Consider the following 24,213-nt stretch of genomic DNA (forward strand, 5'->3'; position numbering starts at 1 on the left):
TGCATAAAGTGATGAAAAGTGTTCCTTTACTAACGAAAGGAAGAGTTGGTGCACGAAACGATTCGTCATAGATGTATACGTTTAGGTGAAATGGTCATTGAAACGAAAAAAACTGTCCGTGCCATCGCGAGCACAACCGGTCATTCCAAAAGTACTGTTCATAAGGACTTAACGGAAAGACTTCATTTAGTAGATCCGCAGCTAGCAAAAGAAGTGAAAGAAATTCTTGCGTATCATAAATCGGTCAGGCATTTGCGAGGTGGAGAAGCTACGAAAAGAAAATGGAAGTCAAAAAAGGAAGATAGAAAAGGTCGTGATTTGTAAAATCACGGCTTTTTCTTATGGAGTGAGCAGAGAGAAAACCTAGATTGGTTGCTTTCGCTCGCAAACTAGTTGCTCTACCATAGGATTTGGTTGCCATTAGCCATTTATTTCCAATAAATCAACAGAAATTCTGAGTTTGCTGAGATTTCTCGTTGTAGCCAAGAGTTTCTGTTAATTGGTTGCTCTACCATAGGATTTGGTTGCTTTCACAGAGATCTAGTTGCTTCCAGGATCCAATAGGTTGCTCTCCGCCCGATTTGGTTGCCCTTAACCATTTATTTCAAATAAATCAATAGAAATCCTGAGTTTGCTGTGATCTCTCGTTGTAGCCCAGAGCTTCAGTTGATTTGGTTGCTTTCACTCGCAAACTAGTTGCTCTACCATAGGATTTGGTTGCTCTCGCAGAGATTTAGTTGCTTTCAGGATCCAATTGGTTGCTCTTCGCCCGATTTGGTTGCCCTTATCCATTTATTTCAAATAAATCAACAGAAATCCTGAGTTTGCTGAGATTTCTCGTTGTAGCCAAGAGTTTCAGTTGATTTGGTTGCTTTCACAGAGATCTAGTTGCTTTCAGGACCTAATTGGTTGCTCTCCGCCCGATTTGGTTGACCTTATCCATTCATTTCCAATCAAGCACCGACGTTCTTCCCAGTTATATCATCTACCACTCCTCAATTAATTACCCTCCTCCGTAAATTTATTTCCCCCAGTCATTCCCCACAAATTCTACCTAATACGTTTCTAAAAAAAGTGTAATTCTGACAAAACTATGATAAAATAATAAGTTAGAGACGTATGGAAATATACATATAAAAGGTTCTGACAGGGAAGGAGAAACACTGTTAATGTTTGCGAAGGATATTGGAATAGATTTAGGTACTGCGAACGTACTAATTCATGTAAAAGGAAAAGGGATTGTATTAAACGAACCTTCCGTTGTAGCCATAGATAGAAATACTAAAAAAGTGCTTGCAGTAGGCGAAGAAGCTCGTCAAATGGTTGGGAGAACTCCAGGTAACATCGTAGCGATTAGACCCCTTAAAGACGGTGTAATTGCCGATTTTGATATAACCGAAGCCATGCTCAAGTATTTCATCAATAGTTTGAATGTAAAAGGATTTTTGTCCAAACCACGCATTTTAATTTGTTGTCCAACAAACATTACAAGTGTCGAACAAAAAGCAATCCGTGAAGCTGCAGAGAAATCTGGCGGTAAAAAGATATACTTAGAAGAAGAACCAAAAGTGGCGGCGATCGGTGCCGGCATGGATATATTCCAACCGAGCGGAAATATGGTTGTGGATATAGGAGGCGGTACAACTGACGTTGCGGTGCTATCAATGGGCGATATTGTAACTTCCGAATCCATTAAAATTGCTGGGGATGTTTTTGATAACGATATTCTTCAATATATTAAAAAAGAATATAAACTTTTAATCGGGGAACGTACAGCAGAAGATATTAAAATGACGATTGGTACAGTTTTCCCAGATAGCCGTAAGGAAGAAATGGATATTCGCGGGCGCGACATGGTAACAGGACTTCCGCGAACGATAACGATCCATTCAGAAGAAATAGAAAAAGCATTACGAGAATCAGTTTCTGTTATTGTACAAGCTGCCAAAAATGTGCTTGAAAAAACGCCACCTGAATTATCCGCTGATATTATTGACCGCGGTGTCATTATAACTGGCGGGGGAGCTTTGCTTCATGGTATGGACCACCTACTCATGGAAGAACTGAAAGTACCAGTATTTATTGCAGAAGCACCAATGGATTGTGTCGCAATTGGAACCGGAATTATGTTAGATAATATCGATAAAATAACTAGACGCTAGTTAGAAAAGTGGAAGCGCCTATCTCTGCCACGACTGGCAAATGGGGACGTGGTAGGTCTGCAAAGTACGCCACATCCTGTGGCAAAGCAGACATAACCCGCATCGTGCGGGCCAAGGAGGCAGCTCTTCAGCCACCACAGCTTTTTCACATTTGACCCCGAGGGGCAACGTTCTTCTGCGACGAGCTGTGCGCAGGAGCAAGGCGCTGCAACTAGACATTAGAATTAAACAAATTAGAGTGGAGGCTTTCTCATGTTTCGTGGATTTCATACAGTTGCATCGGGAATGATTGCGCAACAACGTAGAACAGAGTTGCTGACTAATAATATGGCAAATGCCAATACACCAGGATATAAAGCAGATCAAACGACGATTCGTTCTTTTCCGGAAATGCTGATGTCTAGGCTTGGGCCAACTAAAATACCAACGGAAAATGCTATACATGGAAAGTATGCAGCAGAAATTGGTGGACTTGGAACAGGTGTATATATGCAAGAAACAATTGCACTCTTAACACAAGGTCAATTGCAACAAACCGAGTTAAATACGGATATTGCCTTGATTGATGGAGCACTTCCGGTAGACGAGGAAACTGGTCAAACTGGTGCAGTATTTTATCGTTTGCAACATCCTGAAGAAGGAGAAGCCTACACTCGAAATGGTAATTTTACGCTAGATGCGGCAGGCTTTTTAACGAATGCACAAGGACTATATGTGCTGGATAATAACGGGGAGCGGATTCAACTGCAAAATGATGATTTTCGATTAGCCGAGGATGGGCAGATTTTTGTAAATGATGCTTCCGTTGCACAAATCGGTGTTTCATTTGCAGCGCAGCCAGATACGTTAATAAAACAAGATAATGGTCTATTCCAAACGGCAGACGGCGCAAACCTACCATCTGCTTATGATACAGCGAACGTGAGCTTCTCTATGCAGCAAGGGTATATTGAACGTTCAAACGTCGATGCACAAAAAACAATGACGGAACTTTTAACCGCATACCGTGCATTTGAAGCAAATCAAAAAGTACTGCAAGCATACGACCAAAGCATGCAAAAAGCAGTGAACGAAGTTGGAAGAGTAAACTAATGAAGGAAGGAGGTCCACTTACATGTTACGTACAATGATTACTGCAACTAACACGATGTCTCAGCTACAAAGCCAACTAGATATTATTGGAAATAACCTTTCCAACTCAGGTACCCATGGCTACAAAACAAAAGATGTAAAATTTCAAGAGCTTCTTTACCAGCAATACAATAACGACAAGTTAGATACAGCTGAAAGACAATCGCCTTTAGGAATTCGTTATGGAGTAGGAGCTTCTCTTGCTCAAGCACAGATGAATTGGAAACAAGGAAGCTTGCAATCTACTGGTAGAGATCTAGATTTTGCTTTTCAAGAACCGAAACAATACTTTAATGTGCTAATGCCAGATGGCGAAAATGGACAACAAACGGTATACACACGCCAAGGCGCATTTTATGTATCACCACTTGAAAATGGTCAATTAATGCTCGTTAATGGCGATGGCTATCCAGTAGCAGATAGTGCCGGACAAGCAATTACAATTCCAGAAAACGTTTCAAGCTTTTCGGTCAATGAAACAGGAATCCTTAAAGCAACCTACCCAGATGGTACAACAGTTCAGCGTGAACTAGCCGTATCTGTATTGCAAAAACCACAGTTAATGGAACAAATCTCTTCGACATATATTGGGATGCCTACTAATTTTGATGAACTCGGTGTAAATGCAGAGGACGTAATGACGGATCTCCAAGGTGCTGAGCGAAGCGAAATTGCATTAACAAACCAAGTACTTGAAATGTCAAATGTGGATATATCAAAGGAAATGACCGATTTAATGACGGCGCAACGATCGTATCAATTCAATGCGCGTTCCATTACAATAGCAGACCAAATGATGGGTCTCATCAATGGAATAAGATAATCATTTCCGTAAGGAGTTAAACTAATGACAGAAGAAGTAAAAATCTCTGGCAGACGACAGCGACGATTAGAGAAAGAACAAGATCAAACAGCAGAACCTAAAAAAACATATTGGGTACAAATTCGTATGTTTCCTATTTGGCTGCGTATACTACTATGCATCATACTTTTTGCAGCAGCAGCCGCTGCTGGATTAATGGTAGGATACGGTGTTTTAGGTGACGGCAAGCCAACAGATGCACTAAAATGGGAAACATACCAACATATTTTAGATATAAAAGATGGGAAATAGGAGGACGTTTCTATGTTAACAACTGAGCAAGTACAAGCACTTTTACCTCATCGTTATCCATTTTTAATGATAGATCGTATTTTGGAATTAGAAGAAGGAAAACGAGCAGTAGGATTGAAAAATGTAACAATAAACGAAGATTTTTTTAACGGTCATTTCCCTGGATACCCAGTAATGCCAGGCGTATTGATCGTTGAAGCTCTTGCACAAGTAGGTGCGGTAGCTGTTTTACAAATTCCTGAAAACAAAGGAAGACTCGCTTTCTTTACAGGCATTGATAATTGCCGTTTCAAACGACAAGTAAAACCAGGCGATCAATTAAAATTAGAAGTGGAACTAACAAGATTACGCGGAGCAATGGGCAAAGGCCACGGTATTGCAACAGTAGACGGTGAGCTTGTTTGTGAAGCAGACATCCTATTTGCATTAGGTCCAGTAGTAGAGAATGCTTAATAATAGTATTCCTTTATTCGCTTAAAAATACAATTAGTTAACATGTAAAAACAGGCAAGTTTGCCATGGCATAGTTCCTTCTTTTCCTGGACAACCTATCGTAAGTCACAAAATGTGATGAACATAATCCAGGAAGGAGGAATTTTTTAATGCTAAAAAAAGCTTTGCCGGTAGTGGCTCTTAGTTCTGTTTTGTTAGTTGGTTGTAATATGAACGATGATAACGTTCCAAATAATAACGAAACGCCGATGGAAGATGTTCGTGAAGGTGTGGACAAAATAGTTCCAGATCCAAATGTAAATACACCATCGCCAACAAACGAAAATGGAAATGATAATTTCAACAATAACATTGATAACAATGGTAATACTGGCGGCGGAGCAAACAATGGTGTGAATGATATGCAGCCGAATATGCAAAATGAGAACGTTCCAAATGTAAGTGACGGTCCAATTGCACAACCGGATACGGGGAATAATGCAGATATGAATACAAATGAAGGCGTTATTCGAAAAGATGACGACAACAAGTAATAAAAAAAGCTGATTCCTTTATTGGGAGTCAGCTCTTTTTGAATTTATTATTGATCCCTTTTTAAAGTAGGTCTCGTCTTCATATCATGTTCAAATTTTGCTAAAAGTTCTTCTCCGGTCAATCCTTCTTCGATTAAATCAGAAAGCAGAGACTCTGCATATTTTCGTCTAGCACGTTTCAATGTACCACGCAATAACACCGATAAATGATCCCCGATTTGTTTCACTGAATAAGTTACCACTTCAAAATGTGCCGGTTCGTTTTCTGGATAAGAAATAACCACCTTTGCATTAAATAATTCGCCAGAGGTTTTCAATTCATTAAAAAAATCCTCATATTTTTGATCGATAAATAATTCTAATATCCATGACCGACTTGTATTCTCCTGGTTGATAACAATTCCATCTTCCAGTGCAATCTGCGTTTCTTTACTTTCTCGAATAATATCAACGGAAATCATTTTGAATGTTTTCATAGACAGTCCATCCACCTTTACAGGGTTTATTAATACCCATTATAACATAGCAGTCGCCCCCCATAAAAAAACTTACGGAAATGCCAAAATTGTATTTTGGTTTTTTCTTTTATAGAGTTTATTAGTACCTGAAGCTAATAAGGAAATACAAAATACCATTTCCACAAAGAAAAGCCCAGGTAAATGAAATTGTTGGCTTTTGCTAACAATTAAAAGAGACGTTATGATGTTGCCATTGAGACAAAAGGAGGTGACAAAAGTGAACACGGTTTCGATAATCGGACGAATGACAAAAGCTCCACAGCTCAAGTATTTATCGGAAGGAAGGTTACAAACAAGCTTTGTCCTTGCCGTAAATAAAGGATATAAAAATGATGATGCGGACTTTGTGCTATGCACGATTTGGGGGAAGCTCGCAGAAACAACGGTCAAGTATTGTGGGAAAGGCTCACTTGTTGGGATATCAGGTAGGCTAAATACGAGATCATATGACAAAGGCGATGGAACAAGAGTATTTGTGACAGAGGTAGTTGTGGAGGACATCCGATTTCTAGTGACTAAAAAACGAGACGAAGAAGAACAAAACGATATGCAATCGATTGCTACACATGAACACTCCAAGAATGAAGAAACCGATTTCGAGTTTCCAGCAACACAATCCAATCAACTTCCAGTATAGAAAGCGAAGACCGCAAAACTTTGCTGTTACAAAAGAGGAAAACCTGACCGGTGAAGCTCGGTCAGGTTTTAAATAAAATCAAATCGACAATGTTAATAAATCTTTTATATCCGCATCTGACATTTCCGTGATCCACTGACTTGAATGAATCAATTCTTCCGATAATGCTTGTTTTTCCTCTAGTAGCTTATCGATTTTTTCTTCGATAGTACCAATCGTTATAAACTTATGCACATGCACAAAGTTTGTTTGACCAATCCGATATGCTCGGTCGGTTGCCTGATTTTCGACAGCTGGATTCCACCAACGGTCCGCATGCAAAACATGGCTTGCAGCAGTTAAATTTAAACCAGTTCCACCAGCTTTCAATGATAAAAGGAATACAGGAAATTCCTTCGCCTGGAAAGCTGTTACTAAGTGATCACGTTGGTTTTTCGGCATGCTTCCAGTTAAAAATGGTGCATCGACTTCATATAGTTCGGTCAAGCAATGCTGCAGTAAATGTCCCATTCCAATATATTGTGTGAAAATCAGACATTGCTCACCACGAGCTGCAATTTCACCTGCCAGCGTCACGATTTGCGCAAGTTTTTCAGAGCGTTCAAGCATATCTTCCGCATCATCGAACGGCTCTTTCAAATAAAGAGCGGGATGATTACATAGCTGTTTTAATTTACTTAGCATTTTTAAAATGAGTCCCTTTTTCTCAAAACCAGAAAGTGTATCTAGTTTACTCACTGTTTCTTGAATAAGCGATTCATATAAGGCAGCCTGCTCGGTAGTCAACGCACAATATTCACGTTGTTCTAGTTTTTCCGGTAAGTTGAGCAGAAGCTCTGGATCTTGTTTCGTTCTTCTTAATAAGAAAGGCTGAATTTTTACCCGTAGTTTATGTTTAGTAGCATTAGAATTATCCCGTTCAATCGGCACGATATAGTTTTCCTGGAACTTACCGAACGAACCTAAATAACCTTTATGGATAAAATCGAAAATAGACCATAGCTCCGATAATCTGTTCTCGACCGGCGTACCGGTTAACGCGATATGATGTGCACCTTTAAGCTTTCGAATTGCACGAGACTGCTTTGTATGCATGTTTTTAATGTTTTGTGCCTCATCAAGTGTAATACTAGACCAAACAATTTCTTCAAGTGATTCTGCATCTTGCATGGCAGTCCCGAATGTTGTGATGACAACATCTGCAGTCAAATCTATTTCTTTTGTACGAGCAGAACCATAATGCGTTTGTACTTTTAAAGAAGGCGCAAATTTTGCCAACTCTTTTTGCCAGTTTCCTAAAACGGAAGTCGGACAAATGATGAGCGAAGGAGTTTTTCGCTTTTCGTTTTCATGTACATGCAATAAGTAGGATATTAATTGCACCGTTTTTCCAAGCCCCATATCATCCGCTAAACAAGCTCCGAATTGTTCGTTACGCATGAAAACAAGCCATTCTAGACCAAGCTGTTGATAAGGGCGCAGCGTAGTTAGTAAATTAGGAGAAACAGCTACTGCAGGAAATCCTTTTTTCTCTGAAAGTTGTTCCATAAGTGTTTGAAGGGATTTTTGCATTTCAAATTGGAATAATGGATCCTCATCAGACTCTTCGTCATCATCTAGCATCAGTGCCATTTCTTCCGGTATTTCTCGGAATAATAGTTCTTTCACTGTCCAATTTTCGTCCTCTGATTTTTTCATTAGCTCGCGTATTTCATGCATCCATGCAGCATCTATGCGGAACCATTCATTTCCGGCTTGAATATAAGATCGGTTTTCACTTACAAGACGCTGAAAATCCTCTGTAGAAATTTCTTGGCCATTTAAAGAGAAGCTCCAGTTAAATTGCAAAATTTCATTGAGCCCAGCAGTAGTTTTATACGTATTCGACGTTTTGGCAATTGTTTTGACGCGCATTTTCGTATCTTTTACTGCTTTTAACCATGCAGGAAGTACAATTTCAAATCCGAGCGCTTGTAGTTTAACTAAGTCATCTCGCAAGAATATGCGAACTTCTTCATCCGATAAAGTGGAGGAGAAGAATATGTCCGGATTCAAGCTATCAATCGAAGAAATTAGAGAAAACATTTTCGATTGTATTTCTTCTATAAAACTGCTAAATTCACTCCATTTATCAGGTAAAGCCTCTTTGATAGGTAGTGCCTTTTTACGATAAGCCGGTGTCCAGTATACACTGCTTTTCTTTCCACGAACGACTGTTTCAAGTAACCATGTGTCATCAAGTGCTTCTGGTTCGGATAATCGTAATGCAACGAGTATATTTGGATGCTTCGTTTGCGATTTGATCGGCCATCCGCCTTGTTCAAAAAACGGGATAAGTGCAGGTATATCTTCCATCGCAAGACCGGCTTGATAAAGCTTTTGTGTCACAGCATTCGAAATAAGCACCTTTGCTTCTTCATCAATCGGCGCTTTCACTTCAAATCGATTGTCTTTCAGTTGAAGCTGGTCCCATAAGTTTGGACTTGCCCAAACATTTGCTGCTTCTTTAAATGTTTGCAACCAATTGTTAGAATCCTCGTTTACGCCGGAAAAAGTGATAAAAGGATGTTTTTTTCCGGAAAAAAGTTCAATTAATTCAACTGGAGAAGCAATAAGAGCGTTGTCTTCCACTTGTGCATTAAGTCCGAAATAACTTTCTCGGTGGTCTATATATAAATAGGGAACCCATTGTTCTGCAGGGCTGATTGCCGTTGTTAAATGGAAGTTCCCATTCTCAGTGGCATGAATATGGAGTGAAAAATCTTTTGTAATAGATAAAGGCTGGGTCATAATGGCAAGTTTCCTTTCTCTATTTCTTGTTGTAATGCACGAAGACGTTTGTATTTTTCACGTACGTTTTCAACATATGCATTCCAATAATCGGTGTCATTTGATTTCTTGGCTACTTGTTTCATCTTCTTCCAAATACGGACTGCCTGTTTGTAGCTATATCGATTTTTTTCTTGAATAAAACGCATCGCATAATGATGGTAAAGCGGAAGCAATACTTCTGGAGCTTCTTCCTTTACAACAGGCAAGCCACAAGCCTCCGCATATTCGAGCGATGAATTTGCTGACTGATGTAGCGCCATCCAATCGCGGTAACGTTTCTCTTTTAATAACAAAGTCGAATAAGACTGTATTCCATACAGCCCAAATGATTGATATAGCTTTTCAAGTTCTTCTGATTCCAGTTGGATTGATGCAAATAACAACTCTAACCGTCGAATGAGCATAACGCGTGTTGGATTGGTAACCACTTCATTTAGATATCGGGAAACATGCGGCAATATTTTCCGCGCAAGATTATTTACCATATCTTTATTGGTTGTGTGAAGCGCTTTTTCGCACACTTCCAACCATTCTAATAATTGCTCCGTTTCCATCTTCTCAGCTGCTGCAAGCAACTCAGTAGTCATCGATAACGTAAGATAGAAATATGGCAACACGATATTCAAAGGAATATCCTCATCTGTTTGATCCAGTTGTTCTAAATATTTTACTTCTTCTAGACGTGTCTTTTTATCCGTCACAAGGGCATCCCAAAATGCTAAATATACGTGCTTTCGAAAACGAAAAAGGGACTCCGTTTCAAAATAAAAAGAACGAACACGTTTCATCATGTCGTCGTAAAAAGGATCTGCTGCGAACATTCTCGGCTTGGAAGCTAGCTGGGCTAAAGAATCATCCAGTTCATCTACATACTCATGTAAAAAATGAAAAACACGATTGCGCATATTTGAATCGGCAAATGGCTCTAAATAAGGCCAAATTTTAACAAGAATCGACAGATTTACATACACATCATAAATCGGCTGCCATTCTCTTTCAAAAGGGCGAGATTTTTTAATTTGCGCTTTCAAATCATGCACGGCGAATTCTAATAAATAAAAACTCGTCGGTGGATATTGAGAAATGAACTTCCGGAAGAAGTTTTCGACGATTAGCTCCCAACTTCGAGGACTACGTTCATCTTTTAACAAAGTTAGCTGGGTCATATCATCATTGGCACGCCACTCCGAAATCCATGTCGACAACGAATCATTTTGTTGATACAAATAAAAAACAGCCGCCACAATATGCCGACAAGGCTTCTGCATTGGGCAAGGACAGTTAAAACGATTTTGTAATAGGTCATAAGATATGTCAATATTACTAACGTCTCGAACCGTGAAATCAATTTTGTGCTCTTGCGGATAATAATTAGAAATAGAAACTGCCCCATTGCGCACAAAAAAAGTGGCACGTCGAACAAGCTCTTCGTCCTCTAAAATAGCAGGATGTAGCTTCTTTTCAATCATGTCCATTGATTGGTAAATATATTTTTTATAATGCGCGGCAAGTTTTTGGTAAGAAGTAAGGTTCAAGGGAATCTCTCCTAAGAAAAAAGGCTTTCCTTCCATTATACGTATAATCGAACGAGAATAAAAGCCGTACCTATTATTTAATAGAGAAAAGCTTAAATGAATGGTACGTTTATTTGGAAGGCGTTTTTTACGGTTTTTACTATTCCTTTAGTGACGTCAGTGGTAATAGTATTCTTCATGAAAAGGAACAAGAGATCATTATCTACTAAATGATGAAAATTTACAATAATTAACCTAATCTTTGTATTATTTAGGGAATAGTATGTTACTATAATTAGGAGGGAATTGGGGTTAAACTGATAAGAAGGACGTGTAGATAATAGAAAGAATACAGTTGCATATACCTAATTTATTAGGTATTCTAACTCGCCAACCGACAATGAAATCTGAAAAAATAAAATTGGTTGGTGCGAAAGCAAGCAATTTAAAGTATTTAAGTAATAATCCCTCAGAAGTAGAAACATGTATTAAACAAATTGTAGCGGAAGAATTCACAGTTTATGATTTGGAGTTAGATTTTGAAACAGAAACGTTTACGTTCTATTTAGAAAACGACAATGATCTAAACGAACCGGAAATTTTACAAAAAGTATTTAAGACGTTTGCGATTAGATATGGTCCTACAAAGGTCGGATTTTTCTCTTATGCAAAAGGAAGAAATGAACCGACTGCTTTATTAGAAAAAAGATGAATACCAAAAAAGCAAATGCGATCTGCATTTGCTTTTTTTATGCGTGAAACTTCACTAAACACAGGAGATGCACTACACGAAAAACGAAAAATATGATAAACTAATATTAATCAGAAAATTCTAATATAAGGAGGGGATGACATGCTACTCGTACAATTAATGAAACCATTTTACACAAAGCAAGAAGGCAATCGAATAAAATTAGTTTTTGCATACCAATACTTCTCCATCCGTAAAGATGATGAATTGTTCCATTTCATACCGGTCGAAGGGAAGGAAATCATTGTTAATGCAGAAACATTGCAAGTGGAAAACCTAGCAGAAATTTTTGTTTTTCAAAAAGGAAATCGATATATCCGTCTACCACTCTATCAACTATTAGTCGTTTCAGATGTTCATAAGCATTTACAAGCAATCATCGAAAAAAATGTCCATATGAATTTAAGTTCTTCATCTCTAGAAAATGCTGCTACAGTTATACAGGAGCTAGAAGAAAAAAACTATGAACGTATGATTGATTATGCATTATTGCATAGAGACGTTAGCTTATTCAACAAATTACAACAATATAAAGAATTTAATGGGGGTTTCCCAATTGAATAATACGAACACATAGAAACACCTAACACAAAAAAATGATAGGTGTTTTTGTGATTCTAAAACGAAATGAAAAAGTGAAAAAACAATACGAAACCACTTGATCCAAGCACCCCAAACCAAATATCCCCTCAACTGAAACCTGTCCATTTGTCGATTTTCATATACTTTCGACTCCTTTCTATGTAAATTTCCCGGGAAATAACTCGATTGAATGTGTAAGTCTAAAATTATTTGAAAAGTTTTAAGCAACATCCCCTAAAACCTAACAAATTATACGAAACTACTAGCACCATATTACAAAGGGGTTACATGTACCAAGTACTTGTAACCTCTGAAACAAAACTCTCTCAATACTATGCAAAAATTGCCGATATAAAAAGAAATGCAAGCACGGAGGGAGCTGAGTCGATGCTAGGGAAATGGAATGCTACTGGGTTGTCTATTTTAAGAAACATGAATACACATTGGGCGATAGCAAATAAGTCCATGGAACGCATCTCCTCTGGCTATCGTATTAACCGTGCTGCAGATGATCCCGCAGGACTTGCTATTTCAGAGAAAATGCGTGCACAGATTCGCGGTCTTGGTCAAGCGGCTCGTAATATTCAAGATGGTATTTCCCTGCTTCAAACAGCAGAAGGCGGACTAAATGAAACTCATTCTATCTTGCAGCGAATGAGGGAACTAAGCATACAATCTGCCAACGATACATTAACAGATAATGATCGGAACCAATTGGCAATCGAATTTGATGAGCTAAAGAAAGAAATTTCAAGAATTTCTACCGATACAGAATTTAACACAAAGACATTACTCGATGGTTCTCAGACTTCATTAAAAATACAAGCTGGTGCAAATGCAGGACAACAAATAGAATTGGTAATTGGCGACATGGGAGCAGCCACAATTGGAATAGAGAATCTTTCTATTTCTACAAGAGAAGCAGCTAACAATGCAATTGGCGAACTAGACAAAGCGATTAATAAAGTATCAAGTGAGCGTTCTAGAATGGGTGCATATACAAATCGATTAGAACATGCTTACAATAATGCAGTGAACATGGAAGAAAATTTGACCGCTGCGGAATCTCGGATTCGTGACGCGGACATCGCAAAAGAGATGATGGCACTTACAAAAGCGAACATCCTTGCGCAAGCAGGACAATATGTACTAAGTATGCATATGCAACAAGCGCAATCCATACTACAACTATTAAAATAAGCTGTTCTATATTATTAACTTTTCCAAAACAATCGTGAATGCATCCTATTCACGATTATTTTGTTTGAAAACGGTGAAAGCGCCAATTCCATAACTAGTAGGAGTGCTATAAATTATTACCAATTTATTGATCGTAGAAAGTTCTGCAAAATGGTAGGTTTTGGGGTAATATAGGTTTATAGAGTACGAGAGGGGGAATAGGTATGAAGAGGTTTTCTGCATTTGGTGCAATACTGATGACAATTGGTTTGTTGTTGGCTCCAATGACAGCAACGGCTGCGCCGATTGATGAGGTGAAGCAACTAGTTAGTGAACATTATATGGGAGAGCTTCCTTCGAATTTACAGAGCATGACTTCGATTAATGACATTATTGTAAAACTGGATCCGTATTCTTCTTATTTTACAAAAGAAGAATTTGAGGCATATACAGGCTCTATCAACAATTCAGCGACTGGTATCGGTGTTATAATTGAAGAACATGAAAAGGGAATCCAAATAGTGAGCACGTTGGATGGAGCGGCTGCCGCACTTGCAGGGATAGAGCCAGGAGATATTATTTTGTCGGTTGACGGTGAGACGACAAAAGGTATGTCGATTCAACAGGCATCTTCCCTTATTACTGGCAAGGAAGGGACGACGGTGAAGCTAGTAGTGTTGAAATCTACTAATCTAACAAAAACATACAAAATAACACGCAACAAATTCACTGTTCCCGCCGTAACGAAGCAACTTTTGTATGGAAATATCGGATATATTGGACTCAATACATTTTCAGATGATGGCGCAACACTTGTATTAAAAGCAAAAGAGGAGCTTCAAAAGCAAGGAGCAACTTCATTTATCATGGATCTAACAAATAATGGTGGTGGCTTTGTACATACTGCAGAGGAACTCGTTGGTTTATTTCCAAAAAGTCCTTATGCCTATGCACTCCATATGAAAAAACAAAATGGGTTAGTGAAATCCGTGCAGCAACCATCCCTTTTCCCTGCAAACACCAAAGTACTCATAAATGGATATAGTGCCAGTGCATCAGAAATGGTTGCTGGAGCATTACTCGATCAGAAATCGGCAACACTATACGGCCAAACGACATATGGCAAAGGTTCGATGCAAACGTTTTACGAGTTGTCGGATGGTTCCTATTTAAAACTGACGGTCGCAAACTTCACGGGACCAAAAGGAACGGTTATCCATAAAACCGGCGTCAAACCACAAATAACGACAACGGTCGGACACGAACTAGCAAAAGCACATCTAGATGCCATTCTCGAAGCAAATAAAACCTACAAAAAAATGCCAACACTACAAAAGGTACCAACAACAAAAGAATTTACGGTTACATTCTCTAAGTCTGTAACAACAAGCAAACAGCAAAAAGTAGAGTTAGTTAAACTAGGAACTGCGAGCAATGTACAAGTAAACATCAAGCAAAAATCGCAGAATCAGGTCATATTATCACCAATAGCACCGCTTGAAAAAGGAGCAGCGTACTTACTGCTCATTCATCCAACATTCCAAACAGAAACAGGAGAAATGATGAAAAACGGTGCCTACGTGGAAGTAACTGTCCAGCCATAAGAGGGGGAACAATGGAATGTTTTTTGAATTTCGATTTTGGAAATACCTTTTTAACCGAAATGAGTTAATAGAGTCACTAGAAGATACAAAGATGCGCGGCTTTGAAAAGCGTGTTTGGCTAATCGCAATACTTGGAGTCCTCCTTTTTGCACTTCGTGATATATGGGGTATGCACACAGAAGGACTCACTTCCCTATTTGTGGGTGGCTTTGAAGATACATTCGTCATTGCGCGAGCGACATCTTTAATAGGAGCAATTATTTGGTCCTTTCTTTACATGGCGTTCCATTTCTTTGGGATTGCCTTTCTATTACATAAGATAACGAAAATTGAATTGTCGAAAGTGGCGGTCATCCAGCTATTTGTCGTAGCACTACTGTTAATGGAAAAAGCATTTACTTTTTTCTTATATGCAATCGTAGGATATACAACGGACTTTTCCATTTTGTCATTCGGCCCGCTTGCTGCAACATTTTTAAACAATGAGTTTTTCACTTACTTTTTCAATGAATTAACGTTGATTACCGGATTAATCATTGCTATTCAGTTTCACTTTTTACGAGCATTTACCGAAATGTCGGCTCGCAATCTCTTTATTATATTACTAGTGATCCAACTGGTTCTTGCTTTATTCGTAGCAGGGATCCAAGTTCTTCCACTGGAAGCATGGTTCGAAGGGGGGCAATCCGCATGAACAAAGTGATAACAATCGGTATTGCCATTGTAGTATCTACATTCGTTGCTTCCAATGCCATTCTTTTGCTTTCGGAGAAAAGCGAGATAAAAAGAACGTATTACGTCCATGAATACGACCGCGTACACGAAAGTACATATACGAAAGAACTGGAAAAAGAATCCGTTGTCGTACCTACCAATGAAATGACCGTCACCGTTGATGTAGATGCTATTTCTGACATCGTCGTGACAGAAGGAGATATGGTACAAGAAGGAACGGAGCTTGCTACTTTAAATACACAGTCAGCCGATGCACAGCGTGTGCAATGGGAATCTGAGCAACAGGCATACACGGAAGAACAATCGCGACTCCATGAAATTATGGACAACCTCGAATCGGAGCGCTACGGAGCCGGCTCCAACTCGACTAGCAACCAATCAGCGGGGAATGATGAAACGACCGTCAATGTGCAAGTCGACGTAAACGTTTCTCCTGAAGGAAACTTCTCCCAAGCAATTGCTGAAACAGAACAAAAAATTGCCGAAATAGACCGCAAGCTACAAATTGTCAGCACCCAACTTAGCCAAAATTCCGGTGAAACAGCACTATTAAGCCCAATAGAAGGGAGCATTGCTGCAATTGAAGAACGAAATGGCAGCTATTTCATCACTATTTATGCAAATGAAAAATCGGTCATCACGTATGCAAAAGAAGATGAATGGCACCAAATCAACGAAGGTCAACGAGTAAACAACTACTCTGCCCACCGAGAAGGAGTAGTAGAGGGAACTGTTTTAGCCAAAACGCAAGTACCAGCAAACGAATCCAAGTGGCTAAAAGCATACAAGCAATTTGGTGAGAATCCAAATGAACCTGTATACGAAGTACAAATCCAACTAGAAGAACAACTAGAATCACTACCGTTTTCAGCAAACATCAACTCCGTCCTCATCACAAATGAAGCCGAAAATGCTGTGCACGTGAAAGCAAACTGGCTCCTAAACCGATCAGATGAAACTGCCGAAGTATACACCCTTTCAGCAGATGGAAAAATCATGCGAGCACAAGTAACCGTACCATTTGACTTGAAAAAACACGCGATTCTATCAGAAGGCTTGCAAAACGATAGCATCGTACTTAACGGAGATCCAAAAACCGAAGAAGCACCAGCTTTCCTGCCATTCCCACGTGACCTACCATCCTGGAACAGCATCAAAGCAATCGGATGGAAAGACTACGCAAGATATTTAACTTACAAATAAAAGAAACCAGCTGTTGCACTAAGCGCAACAGTTGGTTTCTTTGCTTTAGGGTTGTTACTTGCGCTTGGTGTGAGCAACATTGATTTGGACAATCTCTCGCCGAAGTTGGACAATCTTATGTAGAACCTGGACAATCATCTCCAATAGATGGACAATCAAGCACGAAAGTTGGACAATCATTCAGAACTTGTACAATATCTCCCTGAAGTTGGACAATCCAATGCAAAACCTGGACAATCCCTTCAAATAGTTGGACAATCAAGCACGAAAGTTGGACAATCATTAGAACTTGGACAATCTCTCCCCAAAGTTGGACAATCCTATGCAAAACCTGGACAATCATCTCAAATAGTTGGACAATCTCGCAAGAAAGCTGGACAATCATTAGAACTTGGACAATCACTCCCGGAAGTTGGACAATCCTAAGCAAAACCTGGACAATCCCCTCCGATAGATGGACAATCTCGCAAGAAAGCTGGACAATCATTTAGAACTTGGACAATCTCTGCCCAAATTTGGACAATCCTATGCGAAACTTGGACAATCGCAGTCTATTTCTGGACAATAAATCAATCTTCCTGGACAAACAACCAATCTCCCTCAATCGATTCCACCAAATCTCCTAACAAAATCTCCCCTTAACAACTCAAAATAACTTCGCTATACTAATGTAATAATATAAACGCAAGAGGTGGATATTAATGGATCCAAGATTTAAAATTGCCCACCGTGAGGCATGGATCGGAGTGGGGCTGGCGGTTGCTCACTTTATATGGTGGTTCGGTTTTGCATATGGGCTAGGCTCGCGGCCGGTAGAGGAATACACGTATATCCTCGGCTTTCCAGATTGGTTTTTTTATAGCTGTATCATAGGGTTCATCCTCATATCGGTAACGGTGATAGTTCTCGCAAAGTATATTTTAAAAGATGTGTCGTTTGAGAATGAGGGGGATGAGTCATGAATATTGGGGTGATCATTCCGCTTATTATTTTTTTAGTAGTTATTTTTATCATTGGCTTATGGTCCAGTAAAAAAGCGGGATCGCCCACTGGCGGATTTTTACAAGACTATTTTTTAGGTGGACGAGAGCTAGGTGGATTTGTTCTCGCGATGACGATGGTAGCGACATATGGAAGTGCATCTAGTTTTCTAGGTGGACCCGGAACCGCCTATACAATGGGTTTTGGTTGGGTTCTGCTTGCCATGACACAAGTGGTCACTGGGTATTTTATATTGCTTGTGTTAGGGAAGAAATTTGCCATTTTAGCTCGAAAGTACAATGCAATCACATTAATTGATTTCTTAAAAGTGCGCTATAATAGCTCTGTGGTTGTGTTACTCGCGGCGATTAGTATGATTATCTTTTTATTTTCATCCATGACCGCACAATGGGTCGGTGGTGGTCGTTTGATCGAATCATTAACTGGCGTGCAATATACGACGGCTTTATTTATTTTTGCTATATCGGTGCTTGTGTATGTCATAATAGGAGGTTTCCGTGCGGTTGCAGTGACGGACGCTGTGCAAGGAGTCGTAATGATCATCGGAACGCTTATTTTATTGATCGCCGTCATAATCGCAGGCGGCGGCATACCGAATATTATTCAGGATCTACTTGCAGAGAACCCAAGACTCTTGACGCCATACGGCAATGAAGGAAATTTATCCGCTGCATATGTATCATCCTTTTGGATACTTGTCGGTGTAGGTGTCGTCGGGCTACCGCAAATGGCAGTGCGTGCAATGTCCTATAAAAACACACGCTCGATGCACCGAGCACTAGTGATCGGAACGATTGTCACTGGTTTTATCATGCTGAATATGCACTTAATCGGGATATTTGCTCGGCCAATATTACCTGGTGTGGAAATTGCGGATTCAGTAATACCACTTGTGACGCTGAAAGTGCTCCCTGCTTGGCTTGCGGGAATAGTACTAGCTGCCCCACTTGCAGCCATTATGTCGACGGTCGATTCGCTACTCATTTTAGTGAGTTCCTCTATTGTAAAAGATGTATATATTAACTACATAAAGCCAGATGCAAGCGAGAAATCGATTAAACGGTTGAGCTTTGGGGTAACAACTCTATTAGGTTCCATCGTCTTTTTATTGGCATTGGATCCTCCTGACTTACTTATTTTCCTGAACTTATTTGCATTCGGGGGACTAGAAGCAGCATTCATCTGGCCAGTCGTGCTCGGTCTGTACTGGTCGTATGGCAATAAATACGGAGCCATCGCATCCATGCTTACTGGAATTATTTCCTATATTGCGTTACACTTTTATAATGAAGCGTACGGCAATCTATTCGGCGTGCACACAGTCGTGCTGCCCGTTATTTTATCACTACTTGCTTATGTGGCATGTAGCTTATTGATCAAGAAAACCAAATACATTTATTAACAAGGAGGCCCTCAAGTGAAAGAATGGAAAATTTACGCCATGCTCGTGTTCGTTATGTTCGTTTGGGGAGCCAACCTTCCTATATTAAAATATTTAGTAACCGTAGTACCACCCGTTTCTTTAACGGCTATTCGAATACTATGCGCTAGTTTAGCAGTATTTATCATCTTATGGAAAATGAAACTCCTCCGTAAACCGACAAAACAAGAGTGGAAGTATATATTACTAGGTTCTTTAACAAATGTCGTCTTGCACCACTATTTTCTAAATATCGGTTTATCCATCACAAGTGGTACCCACGGTGGACTCATTTTAGGTACGGGACCAATGCTAACAGCCATATCTGCAGCTATTATATTAAAATACTTTCCAACGAAATTTCAGTGGCTTGGTCTAGTATTCGGACTCGCTGGAGTAAGTGTATCTATTTTAGTAGGAGGAGGCGAGTCGAACGGAGCAAATATTGGAGACTTCTACGTATTTCTCGCTATATTAGCGCAAGTACTCAGCTATATGGTCGTGAGTAAAGCAGCAGCAACACTTGACCCACGATTGCTTACTGCATATATGATGTTGATCGGTGCAGTAGTATTGGTCATCATAAGCTTTATACAAGAACCTGGAGGAATCTCCGTGTTTGCAGAAACAAATCCGACGTTTTGGGTATTATTCTTAACATCGGCTATTATCTGCACTGCCATCGGCCACATGATGTACAACTACGCAGTAGGCAAAGCTGGCGCAACGAAATCAGCAATCTTCATGAACTTAAATCCATTATTCTCGCTAATTCTATCTGCCATTTTCCTAGGCGAAATATTAACAGGACGCCATTTCATCGGCCTGTTCCTCATCATAATAGGCGTAATGCTCGGATCTGGAGCGGCAGAAGATATGTGGAAGAAATATAGAAAAAAAAGAGCGACTTCCTAAAAGTCGTTCTTTTTTTGTGCCGATCACCTGTAATATATCTGTAATATTCTTTTTTCTAACATAACCCCCATAAACAGAAAAGTACCTACGAATAATAGAGTGTCCGAACATAGAAACAAGGACAAAATTCTATTCGAGGTGATTGGAATATGCAGATGAAATGGAAGAAAACTAGCGCAGCATTATTAGTTGCAACACTAACGGTAACAGGTAGTGGATACGCATGGGCAAATGAAAACCTATTTGATACGGTTGATTTGAGTAAATTAACAAAAACAACAGAAGAGACAACTGAAACTACTACAAAAACCACAGAAGATTCCAAGAGTGAAGTAACAACGGGAGATACGGTAGGATTGGATATTCAAATTCCAGAAGATTATCCAGCTGGAAACTTAGAAGCACTCTCAAAAGCATATGAAAATGCCGGCAATGAAACTGCTAAAGCGGCAATCAAACGAAATGCAGAACGTGCAATTGCAAAATTTGAAGCAGCCCAACAAGCGGAGTCAGAAACTCCTGAAATCGAAGAGCCAAAAACAGAACAACCAGAAGTGGAACAACCAGAAACTGAAAAACCAGTAGTAGAAGCACCAAAAACGGAAGTACCAAAAGTAGAACAACCAAAAGTAGAGCAACCTAAAGCAGAAGAACCAACTGAGAAAAAACCTGTGGAAGAAGTGACATCTACAAAAGAACAACGTAAAGCACTTCAGGAAGAACAAAAAGCAGAGCGTAAAGCTTTGAAAAAAGAGCACAAAGAAGAACGCAAAGCATTACAAGCAGAACATAAAGCTGAAAAACAAGAAAACAAAAAGAACAAAAAAAACGAAGACTAATCATTTCGCAAAATAACCGCTTTTCATTTACCGATCTGCCTATTACAATAAGGGACGACCGGTCAAGGTGAGAACGGAGGGTATGTATGCTTTTGTCCATTATTCAAGGATTATTCAAAACAAAAACAAAACAAACAATGAACGAGCTTGCTCACAAGGCGAAAGCAGGCGATGAGGAGGTTCTCAGTGACCTCCTTTTTGCCTTTACCCCATTTATAAAAAAAACGGCATCCTTTATTTGCAAAAGGCCGATTGATGAGCATGATGAGGAGTTTAGTGTAGCGATGAATGGGTTTCATGAAGCGGTGATGGGTTTTGATTCGTCAAAAGATGCCTCCATCCAAACATTTGCGCATCTTATCATCAAAAGACGTATGATCGATTTCATCCGAAAAGAAGCTACAAGAAACGAGAAAGAGCTCTTCATGCAAGCCGACGAAGAAGCGGCTACATCAGAACAATATTTTCTATTAGATAAACAATCTATCCATACATACATAGAAGAACAGCGAACCGCTACAAGAAGGGAAGAGTTGATCCGTTACCGTGAACTATTAGCGACATTTCATTTATCATTTGACGAGCTTACAAAAGTTGCTCCAAAGCATGCGGATGCAAGAAAAACGGCATTTCAAATAGCGCAAATAGTTGCTGAAACCGAAGAATTCTATGACCATTTAATGAAAACCAAACAACTACCATTGAAAGAAATCGAAGCAATTGTCGAGGTATCTCGAAAAACATTGGAACGGCATCGCAAATATATGATTGCCGTTGTCTTACTGTTAAACAGTGACTTCGTTTATATAAAAGAGTACGTAAAAGGAGAAATCATATGATGCGCACATACAAGGGCATTGTTTGCGAGAAGAAAAGTAAATACTCGGTTTTCCTGACGGAAGAAGGTAAGTTTCTACGTGGTATTCCCATTATTCCAAATTCCGAAATTGGGGAAGAAGTGGAATTTCAGTTAGTAACAGGGGCTCTTCAACAGAAGCGTGCCAAACCTTTTTTCATCGGACCAGCACTTGTCGCAGCGGTCCTACTTGTATTTTTGGTAGCATCATTCATTCCTAAATCGAGTAGTGCACTAGCAGCTTACGTGCAGCTGGAAGGAGAAACGGCACTTGAACTAGGTGTAAATCACGAAGGTAACGTCGTCTCTCTAAGATCTCTAGTCAATGATCCGATATCAATCGATGAATGGGAACAACTTCCTTTAGCGATTGTCCTCGATAAAGCTGTAAGCCAGATGAACCCGAAAGTAGAAAAAGTAGAAATCATCATGATATACGAAAACGAAGAACCAGCGGAAACAAAGAAAATCGTCGAAGAAGCAGTCCGTACCGTGCAAAACGAGCACGCTAATCGAACTTGGCACGTATCCGAAAGCACAAAAGAAGAACGGACGAAAGCAAACAAAAACAACCAAACGATCAAACAGCTAAGAAAAATTGAACAAGCACCAGCTATAAAGAAAGAGCAAAAACCAACACCGGTTCAACCGTCTACTCCAGAAACCAAGCAAGAGAAGCAGCAGGCTCCGCCTAAGGAAAGCCAACAACCGAAAATAGAGAAACAAGAAATAAAACAAGAGAAGCAAGAAGAAAAATTACAAAAGAAAACCGAAAAAGCAGAACAAAAAGCAGATAAGAAAAATAGCGGTAATCAGGGAAATGAGCACAACAATAATAATCAAGGAAATGAAAACAGTAAAAATGAAAATAAGCCTCATACCAATCATGGAAATAATAATGCCAACAATAAGGAAAACAAAAAATCCAATAATCAAGGCAACAAGAATAAAGAAGGAAACAATAATAACAAGCAATAGAACACCAAAAAGAGAGCGGCACCCAAACGGGTCGTCCTCTTTTTTGAATAATTTTTTTAAATAAGACAAAATAAAGCGCGTACACGCCCCCCCTCCAATACGATAAATCCCTAAAAACTACGAATTTCGAAATATATAAAAATACAATTGACTTTATAAATATGCAGTATTATACTTATTTCTAACATGAACGAAGAGGTGAACGAAAATGAAGGTAGGTATTATTGGTGCAACAGGGTACGGGGGGCTAGAGCTGATCCGGCTTCTTCATAACCACCAAGAAGTTGAACGCATTGATTTGTTCACTTCTTCGGAAGAGGGAATACAGTTTTCGAATAAATATACACATTTATTGAATATTCACGATCAGCCCTTACAAAAAATTGAAAATGATAAACTAGCAAACTACGATGTCATTTTCACAAGCACGCCATCAGGAGTTTCCACGGAACTTTTGCCTCCATTAATTGGAGCGGGACCTAAACTCATCGATCTGTCAGGGGACTTCCGTCTAAAAGATGCAGCAGAATACGAACAGTGGTATAAAAAAACACCAGCACCGGCAGAAGCAGTCGAACAAAGCGTATACGGGCTAACTGAATGGAACGAAGAAGCAATCCAACAAGCGCAGCTGATTGCAAACCCAGGCTGCTATCCAACGGCTGTCCTACTTTCTGTATTACCACTTATTAAAGAAAACCTAATCGACGCATCTGGACTCGTAATCGACGCGAAAAGTGGAATTTCCGGAGCAGGAAACAAGCCGAACCAAATGACGCATTTCAGTGAAACGAATGAAAACACAGCTATTTACAAAATTCATGAACACCAGCATATACCGGAAATCGAGCAAGCAATCAGCAACTTTGCGGGCCAAACAGCGCCAGTAACATTTACAACTCATCTAGTACCGATGACAAGAGGGATTATTACAACTAGTTATGCACCAGTAACTTCCGGGGTGACAGAAGAACAGCTCATAAACGCATTAGAAGAAACATACGCCAACCATCCGTTTGTCCGTATCATCAAAAAGTCAAACAAATTCGGCACAAACCAAGTGTACGGCTCCAACTTCTGTGATGTACATGTGAGACTAGACCCCAGAACGAACCGAGCGACTATCGTTTCGGTGATCGATAACTTAGTAAAAGGAGCAGCCGGGCAAGCGATTCAAAACATGAACGTCCAGTTCGGTTTGGATCAAACGTCAGGCCTCCAGCAAGTCCCACTTTTCATTTAAAACTAGGAGGAA

The 24,213-nt window shown here is 39.6% G+C and carries 25 protein-coding genes; 22 read left to right on the plus strand and 3 right to left on the minus strand.

Going from position 1 to position 24,213, the window contains the following annotated elements; all coding sequences use genetic code 11:
* Positions 1-48 precede the first annotated feature (48 nt).
* The 7 genes from ACIP9W_RS06925 to ACIP9W_RS06955 all read left to right on the plus strand — a co-directional run bounded on the left by ACIP9W_RS06925 (position 49) and on the right by ACIP9W_RS06955 (position 5,393).
* Positions 49-324: a sporulation transcriptional regulator SpoIIID gene (locus tag ACIP9W_RS06925; RefSeq protein ID WP_142537915.1), complete on the plus strand. Its 276-nt coding sequence runs from the start codon at positions 49-51 to the stop codon at positions 322-324.
* Positions 325-1,169: 845 nt separating this feature from the next.
* Complete coding sequence (mreB, locus tag ACIP9W_RS06930; RefSeq protein ID WP_400787539.1) at positions 1,170-2,162, plus strand: rod shape-determining protein; 993 nt, start codon at positions 1,170-1,172, stop codon at positions 2,160-2,162.
* A 252-nt stretch (positions 2,163-2,414) separates the two neighbouring features.
* A complete protein-coding gene (locus ACIP9W_RS06935; protein ID WP_400787542.1) occupies positions 2,415-3,254 on the plus strand; it encodes a flagellar hook-basal body protein in 840 nt (279 codons plus the stop codon).
* 22 nt (positions 3,255-3,276) lie between these two features.
* Positions 3,277-4,116 (plus strand): flagellar hook-basal body protein, encoded by an 840-nt coding sequence (locus tag ACIP9W_RS06940; RefSeq protein WP_400787544.1) that lies wholly within the window; start codon positions 3,277-3,279, stop codon positions 4,114-4,116.
* Between the two features lie 24 nt (positions 4,117-4,140).
* A complete protein-coding gene (locus ACIP9W_RS06945; RefSeq protein WP_400787546.1) occupies positions 4,141-4,407 on the plus strand; it encodes a DNA-directed RNA polymerase subunit beta in 267 nt (88 codons plus the stop codon).
* 12 nt (positions 4,408-4,419) lie between these two features.
* Positions 4,420-4,860, plus strand: a complete 441-nt coding sequence (gene fabZ, locus ACIP9W_RS06950) for a 3-hydroxyacyl-ACP dehydratase FabZ (RefSeq protein WP_142537910.1) — start codon at positions 4,420-4,422, stop codon at positions 4,858-4,860.
* Positions 4,861-5,009: 149 nt separating this feature from the next.
* The gene (locus tag ACIP9W_RS06955) at positions 5,010-5,393 is read left to right on the plus strand and encodes a hypothetical protein (protein WP_400787549.1); all 384 of its coding nucleotides are present in this window, start codon (positions 5,010-5,012) and stop codon (positions 5,391-5,393) included.
* 47 nt (positions 5,394-5,440) lie between these two features.
* On the opposite strand, the gene ACIP9W_RS06960 is transcribed toward ACIP9W_RS06955, so the two are convergent.
* A complete protein-coding gene (locus tag ACIP9W_RS06960) occupies positions 5,441-5,869 on the minus strand; it encodes a YwpF family protein (RefSeq protein WP_400787551.1) in 429 nt (142 codons plus the stop codon).
* A gap of 259 nt (positions 5,870-6,128) precedes the next feature.
* Here ACIP9W_RS06960 and ACIP9W_RS06965 point away from each other — a divergent pair, with 259 nt between their 5' ends.
* Entirely contained in the window at positions 6,129-6,548 is a 420-nt protein-coding gene (locus ACIP9W_RS06965) for a single-stranded DNA-binding protein (protein ID WP_400787553.1), read from the plus strand.
* Positions 6,549-6,626: 78 nt separating this feature from the next.
* Here ACIP9W_RS06965 and ACIP9W_RS06970 read toward each other — a convergent pair whose 3' ends face one another.
* Both ACIP9W_RS06970 and ACIP9W_RS06975 read right to left on the minus strand, forming a co-directional pair.
* A complete protein-coding gene (locus tag ACIP9W_RS06970; RefSeq protein ID WP_400787556.1) occupies positions 6,627-9,338 on the minus strand; it encodes a DEAD/DEAH box helicase in 2,712 nt (903 codons plus the stop codon).
* Positions 9,335-10,915, minus strand: a complete 1,581-nt coding sequence (locus ACIP9W_RS06975; RefSeq protein ID WP_400787558.1) for a hypothetical protein — start codon at positions 10,913-10,915, stop codon at positions 9,335-9,337. Before ACIP9W_RS06975 ends, ACIP9W_RS06970 begins: the two co-directional genes overlap by 4 nt.
* 334 nt (positions 10,916-11,249) lie before the next feature.
* Here ACIP9W_RS06975 and ACIP9W_RS06980 point away from each other — a divergent pair, with 334 nt between their 5' ends.
* From ACIP9W_RS06980 to argC, 14 genes are all read left to right on the plus strand, one after another.
* Complete coding sequence (locus ACIP9W_RS06980) at positions 11,250-11,606, plus strand: hypothetical protein (protein ID WP_400787561.1); 357 nt, start codon at positions 11,250-11,252, stop codon at positions 11,604-11,606.
* A 141-nt stretch (positions 11,607-11,747) separates the two neighbouring features.
* The gene (locus tag ACIP9W_RS06985) at positions 11,748-12,209 is read left to right on the plus strand and encodes a transcriptional regulator (protein ID WP_400787564.1); all 462 of its coding nucleotides are present in this window, start codon (positions 11,748-11,750) and stop codon (positions 12,207-12,209) included.
* Between the two features lie 405 nt (positions 12,210-12,614).
* Positions 12,615-13,427, plus strand: a complete 813-nt coding sequence (locus ACIP9W_RS06990; RefSeq protein ID WP_400787641.1) for a flagellin N-terminal helical domain-containing protein — start codon at positions 12,615-12,617, stop codon at positions 13,425-13,427.
* A gap of 203 nt (positions 13,428-13,630) precedes the next feature.
* Positions 13,631-15,010: a S41 family peptidase gene (locus ACIP9W_RS06995; protein ID WP_400787567.1), complete on the plus strand. Its 1,380-nt coding sequence runs from the start codon at positions 13,631-13,633 to the stop codon at positions 15,008-15,010.
* Positions 15,011-15,026: 16 nt separating this feature from the next.
* Positions 15,027-15,704 (plus strand): hypothetical protein, encoded by a 678-nt coding sequence (locus tag ACIP9W_RS07000; protein WP_400787569.1) that lies wholly within the window; start codon positions 15,027-15,029, stop codon positions 15,702-15,704.
* A complete protein-coding gene (locus ACIP9W_RS07005) occupies positions 15,701-16,948 on the plus strand; it encodes an efflux RND transporter periplasmic adaptor subunit (RefSeq protein WP_400787571.1) in 1,248 nt (415 codons plus the stop codon). Before ACIP9W_RS07000 ends, ACIP9W_RS07005 begins: the two co-directional genes overlap by 4 nt.
* Positions 16,949-17,095: 147 nt before the next feature.
* Positions 17,096-17,374 carry a hypothetical protein gene (locus tag ACIP9W_RS07010; protein ID WP_400787573.1) on the plus strand — a complete coding sequence of 93 codons (279 nt, stop codon included), beginning with the start codon at positions 17,096-17,098 and terminating at the stop codon, positions 17,372-17,374.
* Between the two features lie 275 nt (positions 17,375-17,649).
* The gene (locus ACIP9W_RS07015; protein WP_400787576.1) at positions 17,650-17,910 is read left to right on the plus strand and encodes a YhdT family protein; all 261 of its coding nucleotides are present in this window, start codon (positions 17,650-17,652) and stop codon (positions 17,908-17,910) included.
* Positions 17,907-19,352 (plus strand): sodium/pantothenate symporter, encoded by a 1,446-nt coding sequence (panF, locus tag ACIP9W_RS07020; RefSeq protein ID WP_400787578.1) that lies wholly within the window; start codon positions 17,907-17,909, stop codon positions 19,350-19,352. Before ACIP9W_RS07015 ends, panF begins: the two co-directional genes overlap by 4 nt.
* Positions 19,353-19,367: 15 nt before the next feature.
* Positions 19,368-20,285: a DMT family transporter gene (locus ACIP9W_RS07025; RefSeq protein WP_400787581.1), complete on the plus strand. Its 918-nt coding sequence runs from the start codon at positions 19,368-19,370 to the stop codon at positions 20,283-20,285.
* Positions 20,286-20,434: 149 nt separating this feature from the next.
* Positions 20,435-21,124 (plus strand): hypothetical protein, encoded by a 690-nt coding sequence (locus tag ACIP9W_RS07030; protein ID WP_400787583.1) that lies wholly within the window; start codon positions 20,435-20,437, stop codon positions 21,122-21,124.
* A gap of 86 nt (positions 21,125-21,210) precedes the next feature.
* Positions 21,211-21,963, plus strand: coding sequence for an RNA polymerase sigma-I factor (sigI, locus tag ACIP9W_RS07035; RefSeq protein WP_400787586.1), 753 nt, complete (start codon positions 21,211-21,213; stop codon positions 21,961-21,963).
* On the plus strand, positions 21,960-22,958 hold the full coding sequence (locus ACIP9W_RS07040; protein ID WP_400787588.1) for an anti-sigma factor domain-containing protein: 999 nt from the start codon (positions 21,960-21,962) through the stop codon (positions 22,956-22,958). Before sigI ends, ACIP9W_RS07040 begins: the two co-directional genes overlap by 4 nt.
* Before the next feature lie 208 nt (positions 22,959-23,166).
* Positions 23,167-24,201: an N-acetyl-gamma-glutamyl-phosphate reductase gene (argC, locus tag ACIP9W_RS07045; RefSeq protein ID WP_400787591.1), complete on the plus strand. Its 1,035-nt coding sequence runs from the start codon at positions 23,167-23,169 to the stop codon at positions 24,199-24,201.
* Positions 24,202-24,213 lie beyond the last annotated feature (12 nt).

The sequence above is a fragment of the Psychrobacillus sp. NPDC093180 genome (genome assembly GCF_044754065.1).
GTDB lineage: Bacteria > Bacillota > Bacilli > Bacillales_A > Planococcaceae > Psychrobacillus.